The sequence below is a fragment of the Rhodococcus sp. NPDC127593 genome, from assembly GCF_042671975.1.
Lineage (GTDB): Bacteria > Actinomycetota > Actinomycetes > Mycobacteriales > Mycobacteriaceae > Rhodococcus_F.
Map to the genome: position 1 here is coordinate 24,559 of NZ_JBHXWI010000033.1, position 15,585 is coordinate 40,143.

Annotated in this window: 12 protein-coding genes; 7 read left to right on the forward strand and 5 right to left on the reverse strand. The window is 69.4% G+C overall.

Going from position 1 to position 15,585, the window contains the following annotated elements; translation table 11 throughout:
- Window positions 1-5: 5 nt before the first annotated feature.
- Window positions 6-728 carry a GNAT family N-acetyltransferase gene (locus ACFVJ3_RS28290; RefSeq protein WP_378455281.1) on the reverse strand — a complete coding sequence of 241 codons (723 nt, stop codon included), beginning with the start codon at window positions 726-728 and terminating at the stop codon, window positions 6-8.
- A 71-nt stretch (window positions 729-799) separates the two neighbouring features.
- On the opposite strand from ACFVJ3_RS28290, the gene ACFVJ3_RS28295 reads away from it, so the two are divergent.
- Window positions 800-1,423, forward strand: coding sequence for a PadR family transcriptional regulator (locus ACFVJ3_RS28295; protein WP_378455211.1), 624 nt, complete (start codon window positions 800-802; stop codon window positions 1,421-1,423).
- A 2-nt stretch (window positions 1,424-1,425) separates the two neighbouring features.
- On the forward strand, window positions 1,426-2,934 hold the full coding sequence (locus tag ACFVJ3_RS28300; RefSeq protein ID WP_378455282.1) for an MFS transporter: 1,509 nt from the start codon (window positions 1,426-1,428) through the stop codon (window positions 2,932-2,934).
- Here the strand turns inward: ACFVJ3_RS28300 and ACFVJ3_RS28305 are convergent.
- Window positions 2,888-4,252: an FAD-binding oxidoreductase gene (locus ACFVJ3_RS28305; RefSeq protein ID WP_378455212.1), complete on the reverse strand. Its 1,365-nt coding sequence runs from the start codon at window positions 4,250-4,252 to the stop codon at window positions 2,888-2,890. The genes ACFVJ3_RS28300 and ACFVJ3_RS28305 overlap by 47 nt on opposite strands.
- A 40-nt stretch (window positions 4,253-4,292) precedes the next feature.
- Between ACFVJ3_RS28305 and ACFVJ3_RS28310 the strand changes: the two genes are divergently transcribed.
- The 3 genes from ACFVJ3_RS28310 (at window position 4,293) to ACFVJ3_RS28320 (ending at window position 7,380) form a co-directional block, all read left to right on the forward strand.
- The gene (locus ACFVJ3_RS28310; RefSeq protein ID WP_378455213.1) at window positions 4,293-5,099 is read left to right on the forward strand and encodes an enoyl-CoA hydratase/isomerase family protein; all 807 of its coding nucleotides are present in this window, start codon (window positions 4,293-4,295) and stop codon (window positions 5,097-5,099) included.
- A gap of 92 nt (window positions 5,100-5,191) precedes the next feature.
- Window positions 5,192-6,388, forward strand: coding sequence for a class I adenylate-forming enzyme family protein (locus tag ACFVJ3_RS28315; RefSeq protein WP_378455214.1), 1,197 nt, complete (start codon window positions 5,192-5,194; stop codon window positions 6,386-6,388).
- A 26-nt stretch (window positions 6,389-6,414) separates the two neighbouring features.
- A complete protein-coding gene (locus ACFVJ3_RS28320) occupies window positions 6,415-7,380 on the forward strand; it encodes an adenosine deaminase (protein ID WP_378455215.1) in 966 nt (321 codons plus the stop codon).
- Between the two features lie 12 nt (window positions 7,381-7,392).
- On the opposite strand, the gene ACFVJ3_RS28325 is transcribed toward ACFVJ3_RS28320, so the two are convergent.
- The gene (locus ACFVJ3_RS28325) at window positions 7,393-8,757 is read right to left on the reverse strand and encodes an amidase family protein (RefSeq protein ID WP_378455216.1); all 1,365 of its coding nucleotides are present in this window, start codon (window positions 8,755-8,757) and stop codon (window positions 7,393-7,395) included.
- 10 nt (window positions 8,758-8,767) lie between these two features.
- The gene (locus tag ACFVJ3_RS28330) at window positions 8,768-10,084 is read right to left on the reverse strand and encodes a D-arabinono-1,4-lactone oxidase (protein WP_378455217.1); all 1,317 of its coding nucleotides are present in this window, start codon (window positions 10,082-10,084) and stop codon (window positions 8,768-8,770) included.
- A gap of 101 nt (window positions 10,085-10,185) precedes the next feature.
- Between ACFVJ3_RS28330 and ACFVJ3_RS28335 the strand changes: the two genes are divergently transcribed.
- Together ACFVJ3_RS28335 and ACFVJ3_RS28340 are read left to right on the forward strand one after the other, a co-directional pair.
- Complete coding sequence (locus tag ACFVJ3_RS28335; protein ID WP_378455218.1) at window positions 10,186-10,830, forward strand: TetR/AcrR family transcriptional regulator; 645 nt, start codon at window positions 10,186-10,188, stop codon at window positions 10,828-10,830.
- Between the two features lie 82 nt (window positions 10,831-10,912).
- On the forward strand, window positions 10,913-12,091 hold the full coding sequence (locus ACFVJ3_RS28340; RefSeq protein WP_378455219.1) for an amino acid deaminase/aldolase: 1,179 nt from the start codon (window positions 10,913-10,915) through the stop codon (window positions 12,089-12,091).
- Here ACFVJ3_RS28340 and ACFVJ3_RS28345 read toward each other — a convergent pair.
- On the reverse strand, window positions 12,076-15,540 hold the full coding sequence (locus ACFVJ3_RS28345; RefSeq protein ID WP_378455220.1) for a TM0106 family RecB-like putative nuclease: 3,465 nt from the start codon (window positions 15,538-15,540) through the stop codon (window positions 12,076-12,078). The two genes, ACFVJ3_RS28340 and ACFVJ3_RS28345, sit on opposite strands and share 16 nt — an antisense overlap.
- Window positions 15,541-15,585: the final 45 nt, after the last annotated feature.

A 15,585-nucleotide genomic window follows, 5' to 3' on the forward strand; every position in this document is an offset into this window, starting at 1 on the left:
TCGTCTCAGAGCGTACTTCGGGAGATCGTGACCGCGGCATAGCTGCCCAGTTCCCGGTACCCGGCGCGGGCGGCGAGCGCGCGAGCGGCCAGATTGTCGCGGGGTGACCGGCATTGGGCGATCAGGCCGCTGTCGAGCGCGTCGTCGGTGGCGATTCCGGCGACCGTGGCGCCCAGTCCGCGGCGCCGGAACGCCGGCGCCGTCAGCACGCCGACATCGGCGAGGAAGCCCTGGAACTCGGCGTACCCGGCGGAACTGACCGGTTGCTGCGCGTCGTCGAGAATCGTGAACCATCGGTCGCGGTCACCCAGATGGGCCTCCGTCACGTCGTCCGGGGGACACGCCTCTTCGACCTGCCGGACGTGGTCGTGTTCGTGGGAGACGAGCGGTGGCCGCCCGGTCGCCGGATCCTGGTAGTCGGTGCCGAACGCGAGCACCACGGGACCGGCGCACCGTCCGGACCGATCCTGGGTGAGGGCGAGCAGGGTCGCGGATTCGGTCAGTTCCTCCGACGTGTGCCCGTCGGCACGCTCGATCGCCCACCGCGGTCCGACGAGCGCGGACGTCTCGCCCAGGCGCAGGAATCGGATCGTGTCCGTGTCGTCGTCCACCCGGACGGCGCGGTCGTCGGCGCCGGGCCGGGTGGACAGTGCGTCGTCGGGCAATCCCAGTTCGCGTGACCAGGCGAGTCGAATGATGTCGAGGTGATGGGAGTCCACGGGACCCACGGTAACCGCTTGTTCCCCGTCGGCCCGGACGGTATATTCCACGTGGAGTATTCGACGTGGAGTAGTGGGAGGTGGTGACCGTGGCACTCACGCCGCTCGGTGTCACCATCCTCGGTCTGCTGTGTGAGCGCACCATGCATCCATACGAGATGTACCAACTCGCCGCCGCCCGGCGTGGACGCGTCGTGAAGATCCGGCCGGGGTCGCTGTATCACACGGTGAGCAGGCTCGAAGGTGAAGGACTGGTGCGCACCACCGGGACCGACCGGGCGGGGAACCGGCCCGAACGCACTATGTACGAGGTCACGGAGGCGGGCCGGGAAGCGCTCGTCCAACGGGTGAGTGACATGCTGGCCAGCCCGGTGCACGAGTACCCGCAGTTTCCCCTCGCGCTGGCGGAGGCGCACAACGTCGACGCACCCACCGTGGCAGAACTGCTCCGGGAACGGCTCGATCACCTCACCCGCGAGATCGACGAACTCGAGACCGCCGCCGCGCTCGCCTGTTCCACCGAGATCCCCAGGATCTTCCTCCTCGGCAACGAATTTCTCGTCACTGTCGCCCGCGCGGAGCACGAATGGCTCAGCGCCCTGGTGGCCGACATCGACTCCGGAGCCCTCCCGTGGCTTTCGCCGGAACTACTCGAACGACTGACACACTCACGCCGGATCCCATCCGGTTCAGTAAAGGATTGATGATGGACACCGAGCGCACCGCACCACCCACGTCGCCACCCGAGCACCGAAATCCCTGGCCGGCCCTGTGGGCCCTCGTCATCGGCTTCTTCATGATCCTCGTCGACAGCACCATCGTCGCGGTGGCCAACCCGGCGATCATGAACGACCTGCACACCGACATCAACAAGGTCGTCTGGGTCACCAGCGCCTACCTGCTGGCCTACGCGGTGCCGCTGCTGGTCACCGGCCGCCTCGGGGATCGGTTCGGTCCCAAGAACATCTACCTGATCGGGCTCGTCCTGTTCACCGGGGCGTCGCTGTGGTGCGGCCTGTCCGGCACCATCACCATGCTCATCGTCGCCCGGGTGTTCCAGGGACTCGGCGCCGCACTGATGACGCCCCAGACGATGGCCGTCATCACCCGCACGTTCCCGCCGGACCGCCGCGGCACCGCGATGGGTCTGTGGGGCGCCGTCGCCGGTGTCGCCACCCTGGTGGGACCGCTCGCGGGCGGCGTGCTCGTGGACAACCTCGGCTGGCAGTGGATCTTCATCGTCAACGTGCCCGTCGGCGTGATCGCGTTCGTGCTGGCCTGGCGGCTTGTGCCCGCGCTCGAGACCCACGAGCACAAGTTCGACATCCCCGGTGTCGTGCTCAGCGCGCTCGGCATGTTCTTCCTCGTGTTCGGAATACAGGAGGGCAGCTCCTACGACTGGTCGGCGACCGTCCTGGCGTCGATCGGCGCCGGCCTCGTTCTCCTCGGCGTCTTCGTCTGGTACCAGTCCTGGAACAAGAACGAGCCGCTCCTGCCGCTGGGCCTGTTCAAGGACCGCAACTTCTCGCTCGCCAACGTGGCGATCACCTCGATGGGGTTCGCGATCACCGCGATGGTCCTGCCGCTCATGTTCTACACGCAGGCGGTGCGTGGTCTGTCGCCCACGCGATCGGCCCTGCTACTCGTGCCCATGGCCGTCCTTACCGGCGTGTTCGCACCGTTCATCGGCAAGCTCGTGGACCGCACCCACCCGAGGTACATCGCGGGCGCCGGGTTCCTGCTGTTCTCGATCGCACTCGGCTGGCTGTCCATGGTCATGTCGCCCGACGTGGCGATCTGGGAACTGCTTCTGCCGATCGGACTGATCGGCCTCGCCAACGCGTGTATCTGGTCGCCGCTCGCGGCCACGGCAACCCACAACCTTCCGCCCCATCAGGCGGGCGCCGGAGCCGGCGTCTACAACACCACCCGACAGGTCGGCGCCGTCCTCGGCAGCGCCGCGATCGGCGCACTCATCACGGCCCGCCTGTCCGCCCAGGGTCTGAACGCCGACAGCCAGGAGGCCGGCGTCGGGGAGATGCCGGAGTTCGTGAAGGAACCGTTCGCGACGGCGATGTCGCAGTCGATCTGGCTGCCCGCCGCCGTCCTGCTGATCGGTTTCATCGCCTCGGTGTGTTTTGCGCGACCGTTGCGTGAGAAGCCCGGAGTCAGTGCGGGCGACGCAGCCAGTCGGGAAACATCACTGCAGGGTTGAGGTAGTCCGCGGGATCGAATGCCTGCTTGATCGTCCACATCGCGGTGATGTCCTCGCGGCTGAGGGCGAGGTCCAGGTAGTTGCGTTTGTGTGCGCCGACGCCGTGTTCGGAGGCGATGTTGCCGCCGTGATCGCGGATCAGTTCGGTGACCGGCCGGTACAGCACGGACTCGTCGGGGCAGCGCAGCACGTTGAGGTGGACGTTGCCGTCGGCGACGTGCCCGAACAGCACCGGAATCGCGTCGGGCGCCCGGCTCGTCACCATCGCGACCGCGTCGGCGACGAACGCGGCGAGGGTGTCCAGCGGGAGGGCGGCGTCGAACTTCAGCGGAGGTCCGAACAATCCGACCACCTCCGCGAACGCATCCCGCGCCGCCCACACCCGGGCGCGGCCTGCAGGATCGATCCCGACGGCGGGTTCGTCGTCGGGAGCACACTGCTCCAGCGCCTCGGCCAGCTCGTCGGTGAGGTCGCGCCGGCCGGCCAGTTCCACCAGGAGATACCACGGCAGACCCGTGGGAACGGCGAAACCCAGCCGCGAGGAGGCCAATTCGAGCCCGCGGCCGTCGAGCATCTCCACGGCGTCCACCCCGTCGAGCCGCCGGACGACGCGAGCCGCATCGATCAGGCCGGGCAGTTGCGCGAAGCCCGCGAGGGCGGTCACACGGAACTCCGGCACGGGGTGCAGCGCGAGATCGACGGTCGTGACCACACCGAGAGTGCCCTCGCTGCCGACCCACAGCGCCGGCAGGTCGTATCCGCAGTTCTCGGCGCCCACCCTCATGCTGCGCCGCACGATCGCCCCGTCGGGGAGCACCACTTCCAGGCCCAGCACCTGCGCGGACATGTGGCCGTACCGCACGGTGTGCAGCCCACCGGCATTGGTCGACACCATGCCGCCGATCGTCGCGGAATCGCGGGACGCGATGTCGACGCCGAACAGCAGTCCGGCGTCGGACGCGGCGCGCCGGAGCGTCGAGAGGGTTACCCCGGCGCCGACGGTGACACGCAGGTTCTCCCGGTCGACGCCGCCGATCGAGGTCAGCCGTTCCGTCGACAGCAGTACGTCGCCGTGCTCGGGAACCGTGCCCGCTTCGAGTCCGGTGCGGCCACCCTGCACGGTGACCTTCACGCCGGCTCGGCGGCAGATGCCCAGCACAGCCGAGACTTCCGCGGCGTCCGCGGGCCGGACGAGTGCGCTCGCCCGCCCGCTGTAGCGCCCGGTGTGGTCGATCGCGCGGGCGGCGAGCACGTCTGCGTCCACGGTCACGAACCGTTCTCCGACGACGTCGGCCAGCGCCGCGCGCAGCGAGTCCACACCCCGATCGTAGGCGGAACACGTGTGGCAGTCTGGCGGCATGACTGAGCCTGCCGCCGATGCGCATCCCACCCGACTCGAGCGTGTCCGTACCGACGCCGGCGCCGAGATCGCGATCCTGACGTTCGCTCACGGCGCACTGAACCTCTTCGATCAGGCGATGTTCGACGCCGTGCAGGCCGACGTCGCGGCGCTCGCCGAGGATCCGCCGCGCGCGGTGCTGCTGCGCGCCGAGGGCAAGGTGGTCTCCGCGGGGGTGGACGTCCACGTGTTCGACGGGCTCACGGCGGAGCAGGGCGCGGATTTGTGGCAGGAGTTGTTCGCCGAGATCTGCCATCCGCTCGAGGCGCTGCCGTGCCCGGTCGTGTACTCGGCGCACGGACTGACGCTGACCGCGGCCTTCGAGATCGCGCTCGCCTGCGACATCATCCTCGCCGCACCGAAGGCGAAGTTCGGACTGGTCGAGACCGTCGTGGGGCTGACCCCCTCGATGGGCGGTCCGCAGCGGCTGGCCGAGCGGGCGGGGTCAGGCCGCGCCCGGGAACTGGTGATGACCGGCGACCTGTACGACGCCGCGACGCTGCACGACTGGGGTGTGGTCAACGCCGTCCGCGAGGACGTCGACGCGCAGGCCCGCGCACTCGCCGCACGCCTGGCGGACGGGCCGACGCGCGCACACGACGCCACGAAGCAGATCATCTCCGCATGGCGGTCGGGCGGGGTCGCGCATGCCGACTCGATCACGCCCGACGTGTCGGGTGCGCTGTTCGAGACCGACGACCTCCGGGGCGCGGTACGCAGCTTCCTCGACGTCGGACCGGGCAAGGCGACGTACCGCGGACAGTAGGCGTCGGCGATCCGCTCCCCGCAACTGTGACGGGCGTCATATAGTCGTGGCAACGTCCCGGTCGCGCAGCAGTGTCGTCAGCGGAGGTGCAGATGCCGTCGTCCCTCGTCGAGTACCCGAGTAGTGGTCCCTTCTTCCACGACGACCGGGTGGTCCGTGGTCGCGACGGCCTGCTCCGGTACGGCGGGCTCAACCCGTCGCTCACCGAGCTGCTCGACATTTCCGTGCACCGCTACGCCGGCCGGGTCGCAGTCGAGGAGGACGGTGGCCGGTCGCTCACGTTCTCGCAACTGTGGACGTCCGCGGCGCGGGTGGCAGGCGGTCTGAAGTCGAAGGGCGTCGAGATCGGCGACCGCGTCGCCGTCCGGCAGCCCGTGGGGGTCCGCTGGGTCGAGGCGTTCCTCGGGGTGTTGCTCGCCGGCGGCGTGCCGGTCGGGGTGAGCCCGGCACTCGACGACGCGCAGACCGGTGAGGTGCTCGCCGACAGCGAGTCGGTGCTGATCCTCGACGGCGAACTGCCGGAGGGCATCTCGTTCATCGACGACGGCGCGAGCCCCGACGAGCTGGTGCTGCTGTCCTATACGCCCGGCCCCTCGGAGTCCCCGAAGGGGGTGGAGCTGAGCAACGAGAACGTCCTCTCGACCATCGAATCCGTGCTCCACGCGCGCGGGTTCAGTTCCGAGGGGCTGCGGAATCTCCTCGTCGAACCCGAACTGCACACCGTGGGCTCGCTCGTCGAACTGCTCTCGACGCTGGTGGTGGGCGGAACGGTCCTGTTGACCGGGAGCACCGACGCGGCGTCGTGGCGCGGCACCGGCGCCGACGTGCTCACCGCGGCGCCCGCCGTCCTCCTGAGGGCCGTGGAGACCTCGCGGGTGACGAGTTTCGGCCGGCGCGCGGTGCGCTGGATCGACTACAGCGGTTCCGGTCTGTCCCTGGAGCAGTCGCAACGCCTCCGCCGGACGTTCCCCGCGGCCCGGCACTTTCTCGGGTGGGGAATGACCGAGACGTGCGGGGCCGGGCTGGCGCTGCCCGACGAGTGCGCTCTGACACACGCGGGCAGTGTGGGCGTCGCGTTCGGTGGGATGGAGGTGGCCCTCCTCGGACCCGACGCCGGCCGCGGTGTCGGCGAATTGCTGTGCCGCGGTCCGGGAGTCAGCCGCGGCTACTGGAACCGTCCCGAGGTCACCGCGAAGACCTTCACGGGTGGCTGGTTTCACACCGGCGACACCGCGAATATCGACGGCGACGGCTTCGTCCGTATCGTCGACCGCGACACCGCTGCCTAGGTGGTGCGAAAGGCAGGTATCCACCCGTGAGCTCTCCCGTCGCCGAGCTGCACATGCACATCGAGGGGTCCCTCGAACCCGAGCTGATCTTCGCGCTGGCCGAACGGAATTCCGTGCAGCTGCCGTACGCGGACCTCGACGATCTCCGCTCGCGGTACGAGTTCACCGATCTGCAGTCGTTCCTCGACCTGTACTTCGCAAACATGCAGGTGCTGCGGACGGCGCAGGACTTCGCGGACCTCACCCGCGCCTACTTCGCGCGGGCGTCGGCGGGCGGCGTCGCGCACGTGGAGTTCTTCTTCAACCCGCAGGCCCATGTCAATCGTGGTGTCCCGCTGCACGAGGTGCTCGACGGGATCATGGACGCGGTGGGAACCAGTGAGCGGGAGTTCGGCCTCAGCAGCGCCGCGATCGCCGCGATCCTGCGGGACCGTCCCGTGCACGAGGCGGAGGAAGTGTTCTCGGAGATCATCCGGTTGCAGACGCCGATCGTCGGGCTCGGGCTGGACTCGGCCGAGGTGGGTAACCCGCCGTCGCTGTTCGAGGACGTGTTCGCCCGCGCCCGGTCGGAGGGGCTGCACGTGGTCGCCCACGCAGGCGAGGAAGGCCCGCCGGAGTACATCTGGCAGGCGCTCGATCTCCTCGGCGCAGAGCGCATCGACCACGGGGTGCGGGCGCTCGAGGACCCGGCGCTCGTGGCGCGTCTGGTGGACGAGGAAGTGCCGCTGACCGTGTGCCCGCTGTCGAACGTGCGATTGTGCGTCGTCGACTCGCTGTCCGAGCACCCGCTGCGGACCATGCTGGAGGCGGGTCTGCTCGTCACCGTGAACTCCGACGACCCCGCGTACTTCGGCGGGTACGTCGACGACAACTTCGCCCAGCTGCGGGATCAGCTCGGCCTCACCGATGCCGAGCGGGAAACATTGGCGCGCAACTCGATCACGGCGTCGTTCGCGAGCGACGCGCGCAAGGCACAACTGCTCCGCGGCTGACGGTTCCGGCCGTCAGTCGATCAACCCCGTGTCGCCGAGACTCGCGACGACGGCCAGGACGTCGCGGTCGCGGCCGTACGGGCCGACCAGGCAGAGGCCGACGGGAACTCCGTCGTCGGTGCGCAACGGCACGGTCGCGTTGGGCAGTCCGGAGATGGTCGCGAGGCACGTGAGCATGCCGGTGGCGCGCATCGTGTTCCGGAACCGGTCCCCGTTGGGGTAGCTCGTCCGCTCGGGGGCCGTGGAGGAGGTTGCCGGCAGCAGGAGCAGGCTGTCGCCTACATACGCGGTGATCGTCTGCGACGCCTCGGCGAGCATGATCAGTTTCCGGCCGTACGTGGATTCCCAGATGCGGCTCGCGTCGGCGAAATTGCGGCCGGGTTCGTCGCCGAGTGATGTCATCGCCCCGCTCACCCAGTTGCCGTGCAGTCGCCACGCCTCGTAGCCCTGCACGGAGACGACGGCGTCGTACCAGTCGGGAAGCCGGCCGATGTCCGTGTCGGTCCACGTCAGCCGGGGGAGGGAACTCTTCTCCCACGCGGTGAGGGCGCGCCGCACCGCACCGAGCGCCCCCGCCTCGGCGACGGCGTTGATGCCGTCCGAGGTGAGCGCGCTGCGGAACGGGGTCTCCGCCGTGAGCGGGAGGAGCGCGCCGGAGACCGCGACGAGGGTGTCGAGGTCGCCGCAGACCCACGCCGGCGTGTCGAATGTGGGGGACAGCGGGAACAGCCCGTCGGTGGAGACGGCACCCCGGGACGGTGCGAAGCCGTACAGGCCCTGATACGAGGCGGGGATGCGGACGGAACCGGTGGTGTCGACACCCAATCCGATGTCGGCGGCGCCCTGCGCGACCGCACTCGCGGCGCCCGAGGTCGCCCCGCCGGGCAGACGGTCCTCGGCGCGGGGGTTGGGCGGCGTCCCGAACTGCTGGTTGATGCCGGAGTGCCCGTACCCGAGGTCGTCGGTCTGCGCCAGGCCGACGACGCGGGCGCCCTGACCGACGAGGCGCGCCACCACTGCGGCGGTACCGGTTTCGGTGGGTGCCTCGGCGAGCCGCCGTCCGCTGCCCGCACCGATCTGCTGTCCCGCAACGGCGTACAGGTCGGTGACGGCGAGTCGCATGCCGGCGAGGGGCCCGTCACCGGTCGGCGCGACCAGCGGATCCCCCTGCACGCGCCACGTCGCCTTGTCGACGGGCACGAACTCGGACACCGCTGCACCGCCTGGAGCGGACAGGCCGTCGGGAAGCGGCGGAACCTCCGGATTGTGCAGGCGTTCCCCGCACGCGCCGAGCGTCACGGCGCCGAGCGCCGCCGCGCCGGAGGTGCCCGCGACACGAAGGAAGTCGCGACGGTCGAAAGATCGACTGGGGGCCACCCAGCCCACGTTAGCGACCGAGGACCTGCTGGAGGTACGCGTTGCCGAACATTCGCTCGGGATCGTACTTGTCACGCACGGCGACGAACTCGTCGAAGTTCGGATACGCGGGCCGCAAGTCCTCGGCGGTGCGGCCGTGCATCTTGCCCCAGTGCGGTCGCCCGTCCACTTCCCGGGCGATGGCCTCGACCGCGGAGAAGTACGGCTCGTGATCGCGGCGGTGGTACTGGTGCACCGCGATGTACGCCGTGTCCCGTCCGTTCGCCGTCGACAGCCATACGTCGTCGCCCGCGGCGAAGCGGACCTCGACGGGGAACGCGACCGTGAAACCGGACTTCTCCACCCACGAGTCGATCGCCGCGAGCGTGTCGGGAAGCGCCTCGGTGGGAACCGCGTATTCCATCTCGCGGAACTTGACCCGGCGCTCCGACGCGAAGACGCGGTAGCTGCGGTCGGTGAACTCGCGCGCACTCAGCATGCGGGACGACAGCCGGTTGATCTTCGGAATCGTCGACGGCGCAAGGCCGGCGACCCTGTTGATGCCCTCGAACAGGACGTTCGCGAGCAGTTCGTCGTCGACGTAGGCGCGGATCGGGTGGAGGGGAGAGACCGCGGTGTCGCCGGGTCGCCGGGTGTTGCGTTTCGTCAGGACGCGGCGGGTGTGGGGGAACCAGTAGAACTCGAAGTGGTCGATCGTGGTGCGGTCGTGATCGAGCAGGTCGAGGGTGGCGTCCAGTGACTCGGGCTTCTCGATTGCGTGCATCACGTAGTTCGGCACGCACTGGATCGTGACCTTCGAGATGATGCCCACGGCGCCGAGCCCCAGGCGTGCCGCCTCGAACAGTTCGGGGTTCTCGGTAGGGGAGCAGTCGGCCACCGAGCCGTCCGCCAGCACCACCTGCAGGGCGCGGACCTGAGTGGCGAGACCTCCGAAACGCGCTCCGGTGCCGTGGGTTCCGGTAGACAGCGCACCGGCGATGGACTGCACGTCGATGTCGCCCAGGTTGATCATGGCCAGGCCACGGTGCCAGAGTTGCTCACTCAGATCGTGCAGCCGCGTGCCGGCGAGGACCGTGACGAGGGCGCCCGCCGGTTCGTCGAGGGTGACGGATTCGATCCCGGTGAGGGCGTCGAGGCTGACGAGGATCCCGTCGGTGACGGCGACCCCGGTGAAGGAGTGACCCGACCCCACGGCCTTGACCCGCTGCCCCTGCTCCGCGGCACCGCAGACGAGCGCGCTGAGTTCCTCCACCGAGCGTGGAGTCGCGAAGCGCAGCGGGTTCGCCGTCTCGGTGCCCGCCCAGTTGCGCCATGTGTCCTGTGCCATTCGCCCATCATGAACCTGGACGCTCGTCCAGGCAAATGGCGAGTTGGTCGGGCGTCCGTGTTGGTCACGGGCGAGGCCCCCGCAGGTTCTACCATCAGAGGATGCTGAACAGGCTTCCTGCGGATGAACGTCGTGCCCAACTCGTCGAGTCGGCGCTGGCCATCGCGGAGCAGCGCGGCGTCGCGTCGGTCACGGTGCGTGCCGTGGCGGAGGAGGCGGGCGTCTCGCTCGGTGTGGTGCACTACTGCTTCGAGAGCAAGGAGGAGCTCCTCGCGGCGATGGGTGAGAGCCTGGTTCTGCAGCTCAGCGCGTCGATGCGGCTGGCATTCGGTCAGGTGCGGCACGCGCCGGATCTGCGCGGGATCGACGGTCTGCGCGAACTTCTCCACATCGGGATCAGTGGAATGTGGCCGATCATCGAGGCCACCCCGGACCGCCAGTTACTGACGTACGAGATCACCGCGCAGGCGTTGCGGCACCGGGCGTCGGGGAGCGAGCGGGCAGGCGACATCGCTGGTCAGCAGTACCGGACCATGGACGAGGAAGCGATCGAGTTCCTCGCCGAGTGCGCCCGCATCGCCGGAGTCGGCTGGGGCACCCCGGTTGAGGCGATCGCGCGGTTCGGGCTGGCCATCCTCGACGGGCTCGTGCTGCGGTGGCTGGTGGACCGCGACAGCGAGGCGATGATCGCGGCGCTGGACGACATGGTGCGAGTGATCGCGTCGAAGGCGGTCGAGCAGGCCTGAGCGGGCCCGATTCGATCTGGACAATCGTCCAACTCGATGGTTGACTGGCGTCGCAGATCGATGCAAAACGATTGGACGAACTGTGACGCCCACGCTCGACCGTCTCATCGCCTCGACGACCGAGGTCGACCCGCCGTTGGCCGCGCTCGACCTCACCACGCTGCGCGCCAACGCCGCCGACCTGGTGCTGCGCGCGGGCGGCACCCCCGTCCGCGTCGCCAGCAAATCCGTCCGCTGCCGCGCGGTACTCCAGGTCGCCCTGGGGGAGAATCTCACCGGGGCCGGCGGGTTCCGCGGGATCATGGCGTATTCGCTTCGCGAGGCGATCTGGCTCGCCCGGCACGGCGCGAACGACGTCCTCATGGGCTACCCGACGGCCGACCGCGGGGCCCTCGCCGAACTCGCGGCCGACCCCGAACTGCTGAACCGGATCACGTTGATGGTCGACGGCGATGACCACCTCGACTTCGTTCTCGCCGCGGCCGGCACCACGTCGCTCCGGGCCCGGCTGTGCATCGACGTGGACGCCTCGCTGCGACTCGGACCCGTCCACATCGGGGTCCGGCGTTCCCCGCTCCGCGAACCGTCCGCCGTCGCCGCGTTCGCGACGCGCGCCGCGGGGCGGGGATTCGCCGTCGTGGGCGTCATGTTCTACGAAGCGCAGATCGCGGGGCTACCCGACTCGAGCCCGCCGATCGGCTGGATGAAGCGGGCGTCCGCGAAAGAGCTCGCGACCCGGCGCGGTGCCGTGGTGAACGCCGTCCAGTCAGAGGTCGGGGTGCTCGAGATCGTCAATAGCGGGGGCACCGGCTCGCTCGAGGTGAGCTCCGCGGACCCGGTCGTCACGGAGGTGACGGCGGGTTCGGGCCTGTACGTTCCGACGCTCTTCGACAGGTACCGCGCGTTCCGTCCGCACCCGTCGCTGTACTTCGCCCTGTCGGCGGTCCGGCGACCGGCTCCCGGCATCGCGACGCTGTTCGGCGGCGGCTACATCGCCTCCGGTCCCGCCGGGGGCAGTCGCGTGCCCAAGTCGGCGTGGCCGCTCGGGCTGAAGCTATTACGCAACGAAGGTGCCGGTGAGGTCCAGACCCCGGTGACCGGAAAGGCGGCAGCGGATCTCGGCATCGGCGACCGGGTGTGGTTCCGGCACGCGAAGGCCGGCGAACTGTGCGAGCGGTTCACCGAGGTGCACCTCGTCGAGTCGGACGGCTCCCGCACCGTGGTGCCCACCTACCGCGGCGAAGGTCAGTGCTTCGGCTGACCGGTGAGCCGCATGAAGGCGCCCAGCTCGGTCAGACCTTCCGGGGTGCTCGGCATGTACTGCGTCAACGATTCCGACCGGATAATGATCGCAGCCCACTTGCCGCGGGATACCGCCACGTTCATCCGGTTCCGCGACAGCAGGAACGACATGCCGCGCGGCACGTCCTCGATCGCCGACGCTGTCATCGACACGATGGCGACGGCCGCCTCCCGCCCCTGGAACTTGTCGACCGTGCCCACCTCGACCTTGTCGAGGCCGACCGCGGCCAGATCGCGTTCGATCGACCCGACCTGAGCGTTGTACGGCGCGACGACCAGGATGTCGGACTCGTCGAGTGGGCGGGTGCCCTCGAACTCGCTGGGGTCGGTCCAGCCGGAACCGAGCAGCTTGGTGATCCGGTTGACCACTTCCCGCGATTCCTCAGGGGATTGGGTGGCGTTGCCCTGGTGGTCGACGAAGACGGTATGCACACCCGGTTCCATGCCGTCGAGTCGTCGTGCGGCACTGGCCGATTCCTGCGAACGCAGCTTGCCCTCGTAGGACAGTGTGGACACGGGTGCGCACAGTTCCGGGTGCATGCGCCACGTGCGTTCGAGGAAATAGCCCCGGCTCGCGGGCAGCGCCCCGTGCCCCTCGGCGAGCCATCCGAGGGCAGACGCGTCCACCGGTTCCGGGTGGGTGCCCTGGCTGACCTGCGGAAGCTGCTGAGGGTCGCCGAGAAGTAGGAGGTTGCGGGCCGCTCCGCCCACCGCGATGGTGTTGGCGAGAGCGAACTGCCCGGCCTCGTCGATGACCAGCAGGTCGAGGCTGCCGGGCGGCACCCGGTCGGTGTTTGCGAAATCCCAGGCGGTCCCGCCGATCACGCAGCCCGTGCCCTCGGCCTCGGCGATGAAGCCGGGGTAGTCGTTGGAGCTGATGTCGGTCCACGTCGCGGCGCGGTGCCGCCCGTCCTTCTTCGCGACGAGTTCGGCGGGGAGCCCGGCCTTCACGACACCGCCGAGCATGTTCTCGATCACCGAATGCGACTGCGCGACCACGCCGATCCGCCAGTGGTGCCGCTCGACGAGCGCCTTGATCACCCGGGCCCCGGTGTACGTCTTGCCGGTGCCGGGAGGCCCCTGCACCGCGACGTACGAGTCATCGAGGTCGAGCAGTGCCGCGGTGATCGCGCCCGCGTAGTCCGTGCCGTCGACGGGTGGGAGCGGGTTCCCGCTCCGCGTGCGCGGGTCGGACCGCCGTAGAATGTCCACCGGCGCGCACAGCGGGAGCTCCGGTAGCGGCGAGCACATGTCGTCCGCGGCCACCGCGATGGACGATTCGATGCGGTCGGTGGTGATCGGGGGACCGGGAGTGATCGCCGTCGGAAGTTGCACGTACTCCTCGCCGTTCAGGAGTTCCTCGACGATCACCACGTCGCGGCGCCGGCCGTCCTTCCCGACGTCGAGAACGTTGACCGTGCACGTTCCCCGCTGCTGCGGATTGTCGCCCGCGACCGCCTCGGGTGCGGGAGTGTCGTAGAGCGCGTACATCGTGGTCTTGGGCCCCACCGTGCTCCCGGTGCCGAAACGGCCGGTGAGCTGGAGGCGCCGGCGCAGCTTGCGCTGCCGCGGGCTGCTCTTGTGCCAGTTCTCCTCGACGACCGCGGACGACACCACCAGCACGTCCCGGATGTCCGACAATTCGTCGTGCGGCACGACCAGCCGATCGAAGTGCGCCCACCAGAACGGTTTCCGCTCGCGGCGGTGATAGCCGACCGCCGCCGCCATGAGCGCGGCGGCCTGCTGGTCGTGTCCCCGGTGCTCGCTCGGTCCGTGCCCGGCGAACTCGCGCAATGTCGCCTCCGCGGGGGTGCACTCCTCGGTCACCGGGGTGGGCCCGTCGCCGGGTGGCCGGAGGGCGATGCCGTGCGTCTCCGCCTGCCCGATCAGCCAGTCGCGCAGCCGCAGCGTGGAATCGCAGTCGTACTCGTTGTAGTCGGCGATGCCCTGCAGCAGCGCTCGTGCCTCGTCGTCGCGGCCGTTGTCGCGGTGATCGCAGTAGTCGGCGTAGGCGACCACCGACGCGGCGGCGTTCGTGACGTCGCCGTCACGCGGCTGCTCCGGCATGTACAGCGGTTCGAGTTTCTTGATGCTGTAGGACCGTTCGCCGATGCGCAGGCACCCGCGCACCACCGGATACAGATCGACGAGGACGTTGTCGCGCAGCAGGGTGTCGACGGTCTCCTCGCCGACGCCGTGCCGTCCCGCCAGCCGCAGCAGCGCCGACTTCTCGTACGCGGCGTAGTGGTAGATGTGCATGTTCGGGTACTGCTGACGACGCGCTGTCACGTAGTCGAGGAAGTCGACGAGTGCCTGCCGTTCCTCGGCGCGGTCGTGTGCCCAGAACGGCCGGAAGACGGCGGCGTCGGCGGGACCCTCGACCACACCGAAGAGGTATTCGAGACCCCAGTCCGTGGAACCGTTCTCGGCCCAGAGCGGGTCTCCCTCGAAGTCGAAGAAGATGTCGCCGTCGTCCGGTTCCGGCAGCCCGCCCAGAGCCTGCGGGGCGTACACCTGGAACTCGGGGGTCCCCGAGGACTCCTGCCGCAACTGCAGGGCGGCCTGCGCACGAAGCGATTCCAGGGTGCGCTCGGGCAGGCCCTCGACGCTGCCCGCATGCGCGGCGAGGGCGTCGAGAGTGCCGATCCCGGCCGCGATCAGCCGGCTCCGCTGCGTCGAGCGCATTCCGGCCACCAGCAGGAGGTCGCGATGTTGCTCCACCTCCGGGGTGCACGTGTCGCACCGGCCGCACGCCGTGTACCGGGGGTCGCCCCATTCCGCGAGCAACTGCTCGTCGCGGTGCTCGTCCAGAATTCGTTCGAGCGAGGAGCGTCGCGCGGAGTACACGGGAATGATGTCGCCGAGCGAGTGCGCCGAGTCGCTGTCGTCGCCGAGCAGCAGGTGGACGTCCGGAGACGTCGGGATCCCGTTGCCGGCCAGCGCTTCCGCGTACGCGGCGAGCTGCAGCAGGGCCGACACCTTCGCGTGCCGTGACAGTTTGGTGTCGTAGACGGCATACGTGTCGCCGTCGCGGACGAGGAAATCGCAGAAACCCAGGAATCGGCCGTCGAAGAACGTCCCCTGGTACACGACGTCGGCGCCGCCGCGGATCGCTTCCACGGTGGCCAGGTTCGCCTCGAACAGACCCACCGCGGTGTATTCGGGACGGTCCATCGTGACCACCCCGTCGCCGTACTCGGCGCGGAACTGCTCGAGCCGGCGATGTTCGTGAGCATCGCCCAGGCTCGACGTCCGTCGCAGCATCGGATCGTCGTCGACGGACGTGGCGGAACCGGCCCCGGCGAGCCCGAGCGTGGCGTCCAACCGGCGCAGCAACGCGAACTCGCAGGTGGCGGCCGCGGAGAGGTCGCTGGCGCTGTAGACGATGGTGTCGTCGAGGAGGAACACAGCTATGTCCCCAGTTCTGCCGGTGAGTTCACCCGGCCGATTGTG

Coding starts and splice junctions, on each gene's coding strand:
- ACFVJ3_RS28300 (WP_378455282.1), top strand. CDS start 1,426: ATGGACACCGAGCGCACCGCACCACCCACGTCGCCACCCGAGCACCGA.
- ACFVJ3_RS28310 (WP_378455213.1), top strand. CDS start 4,293: ATGACTGAGCCTGCCGCCGATGCGCATCCCACCCGACTCGAGCGTGTC.
- ACFVJ3_RS28315 (WP_378455214.1), top strand. CDS start 5,192: ATGCCGTCGTCCCTCGTCGAGTACCCGAGTAGTGGTCCCTTCTTCCAC.
- ACFVJ3_RS28330 (WP_378455217.1), bottom strand. CDS start 10,084: ATGGCACAGGACACATGGCGCAACTGGGCGGGCACCGAGACGGCGAAC.
- ACFVJ3_RS28335 (WP_378455218.1), top strand. CDS start 10,186: ATGCTGAACAGGCTTCCTGCGGATGAACGTCGTGCCCAACTCGTCGAG.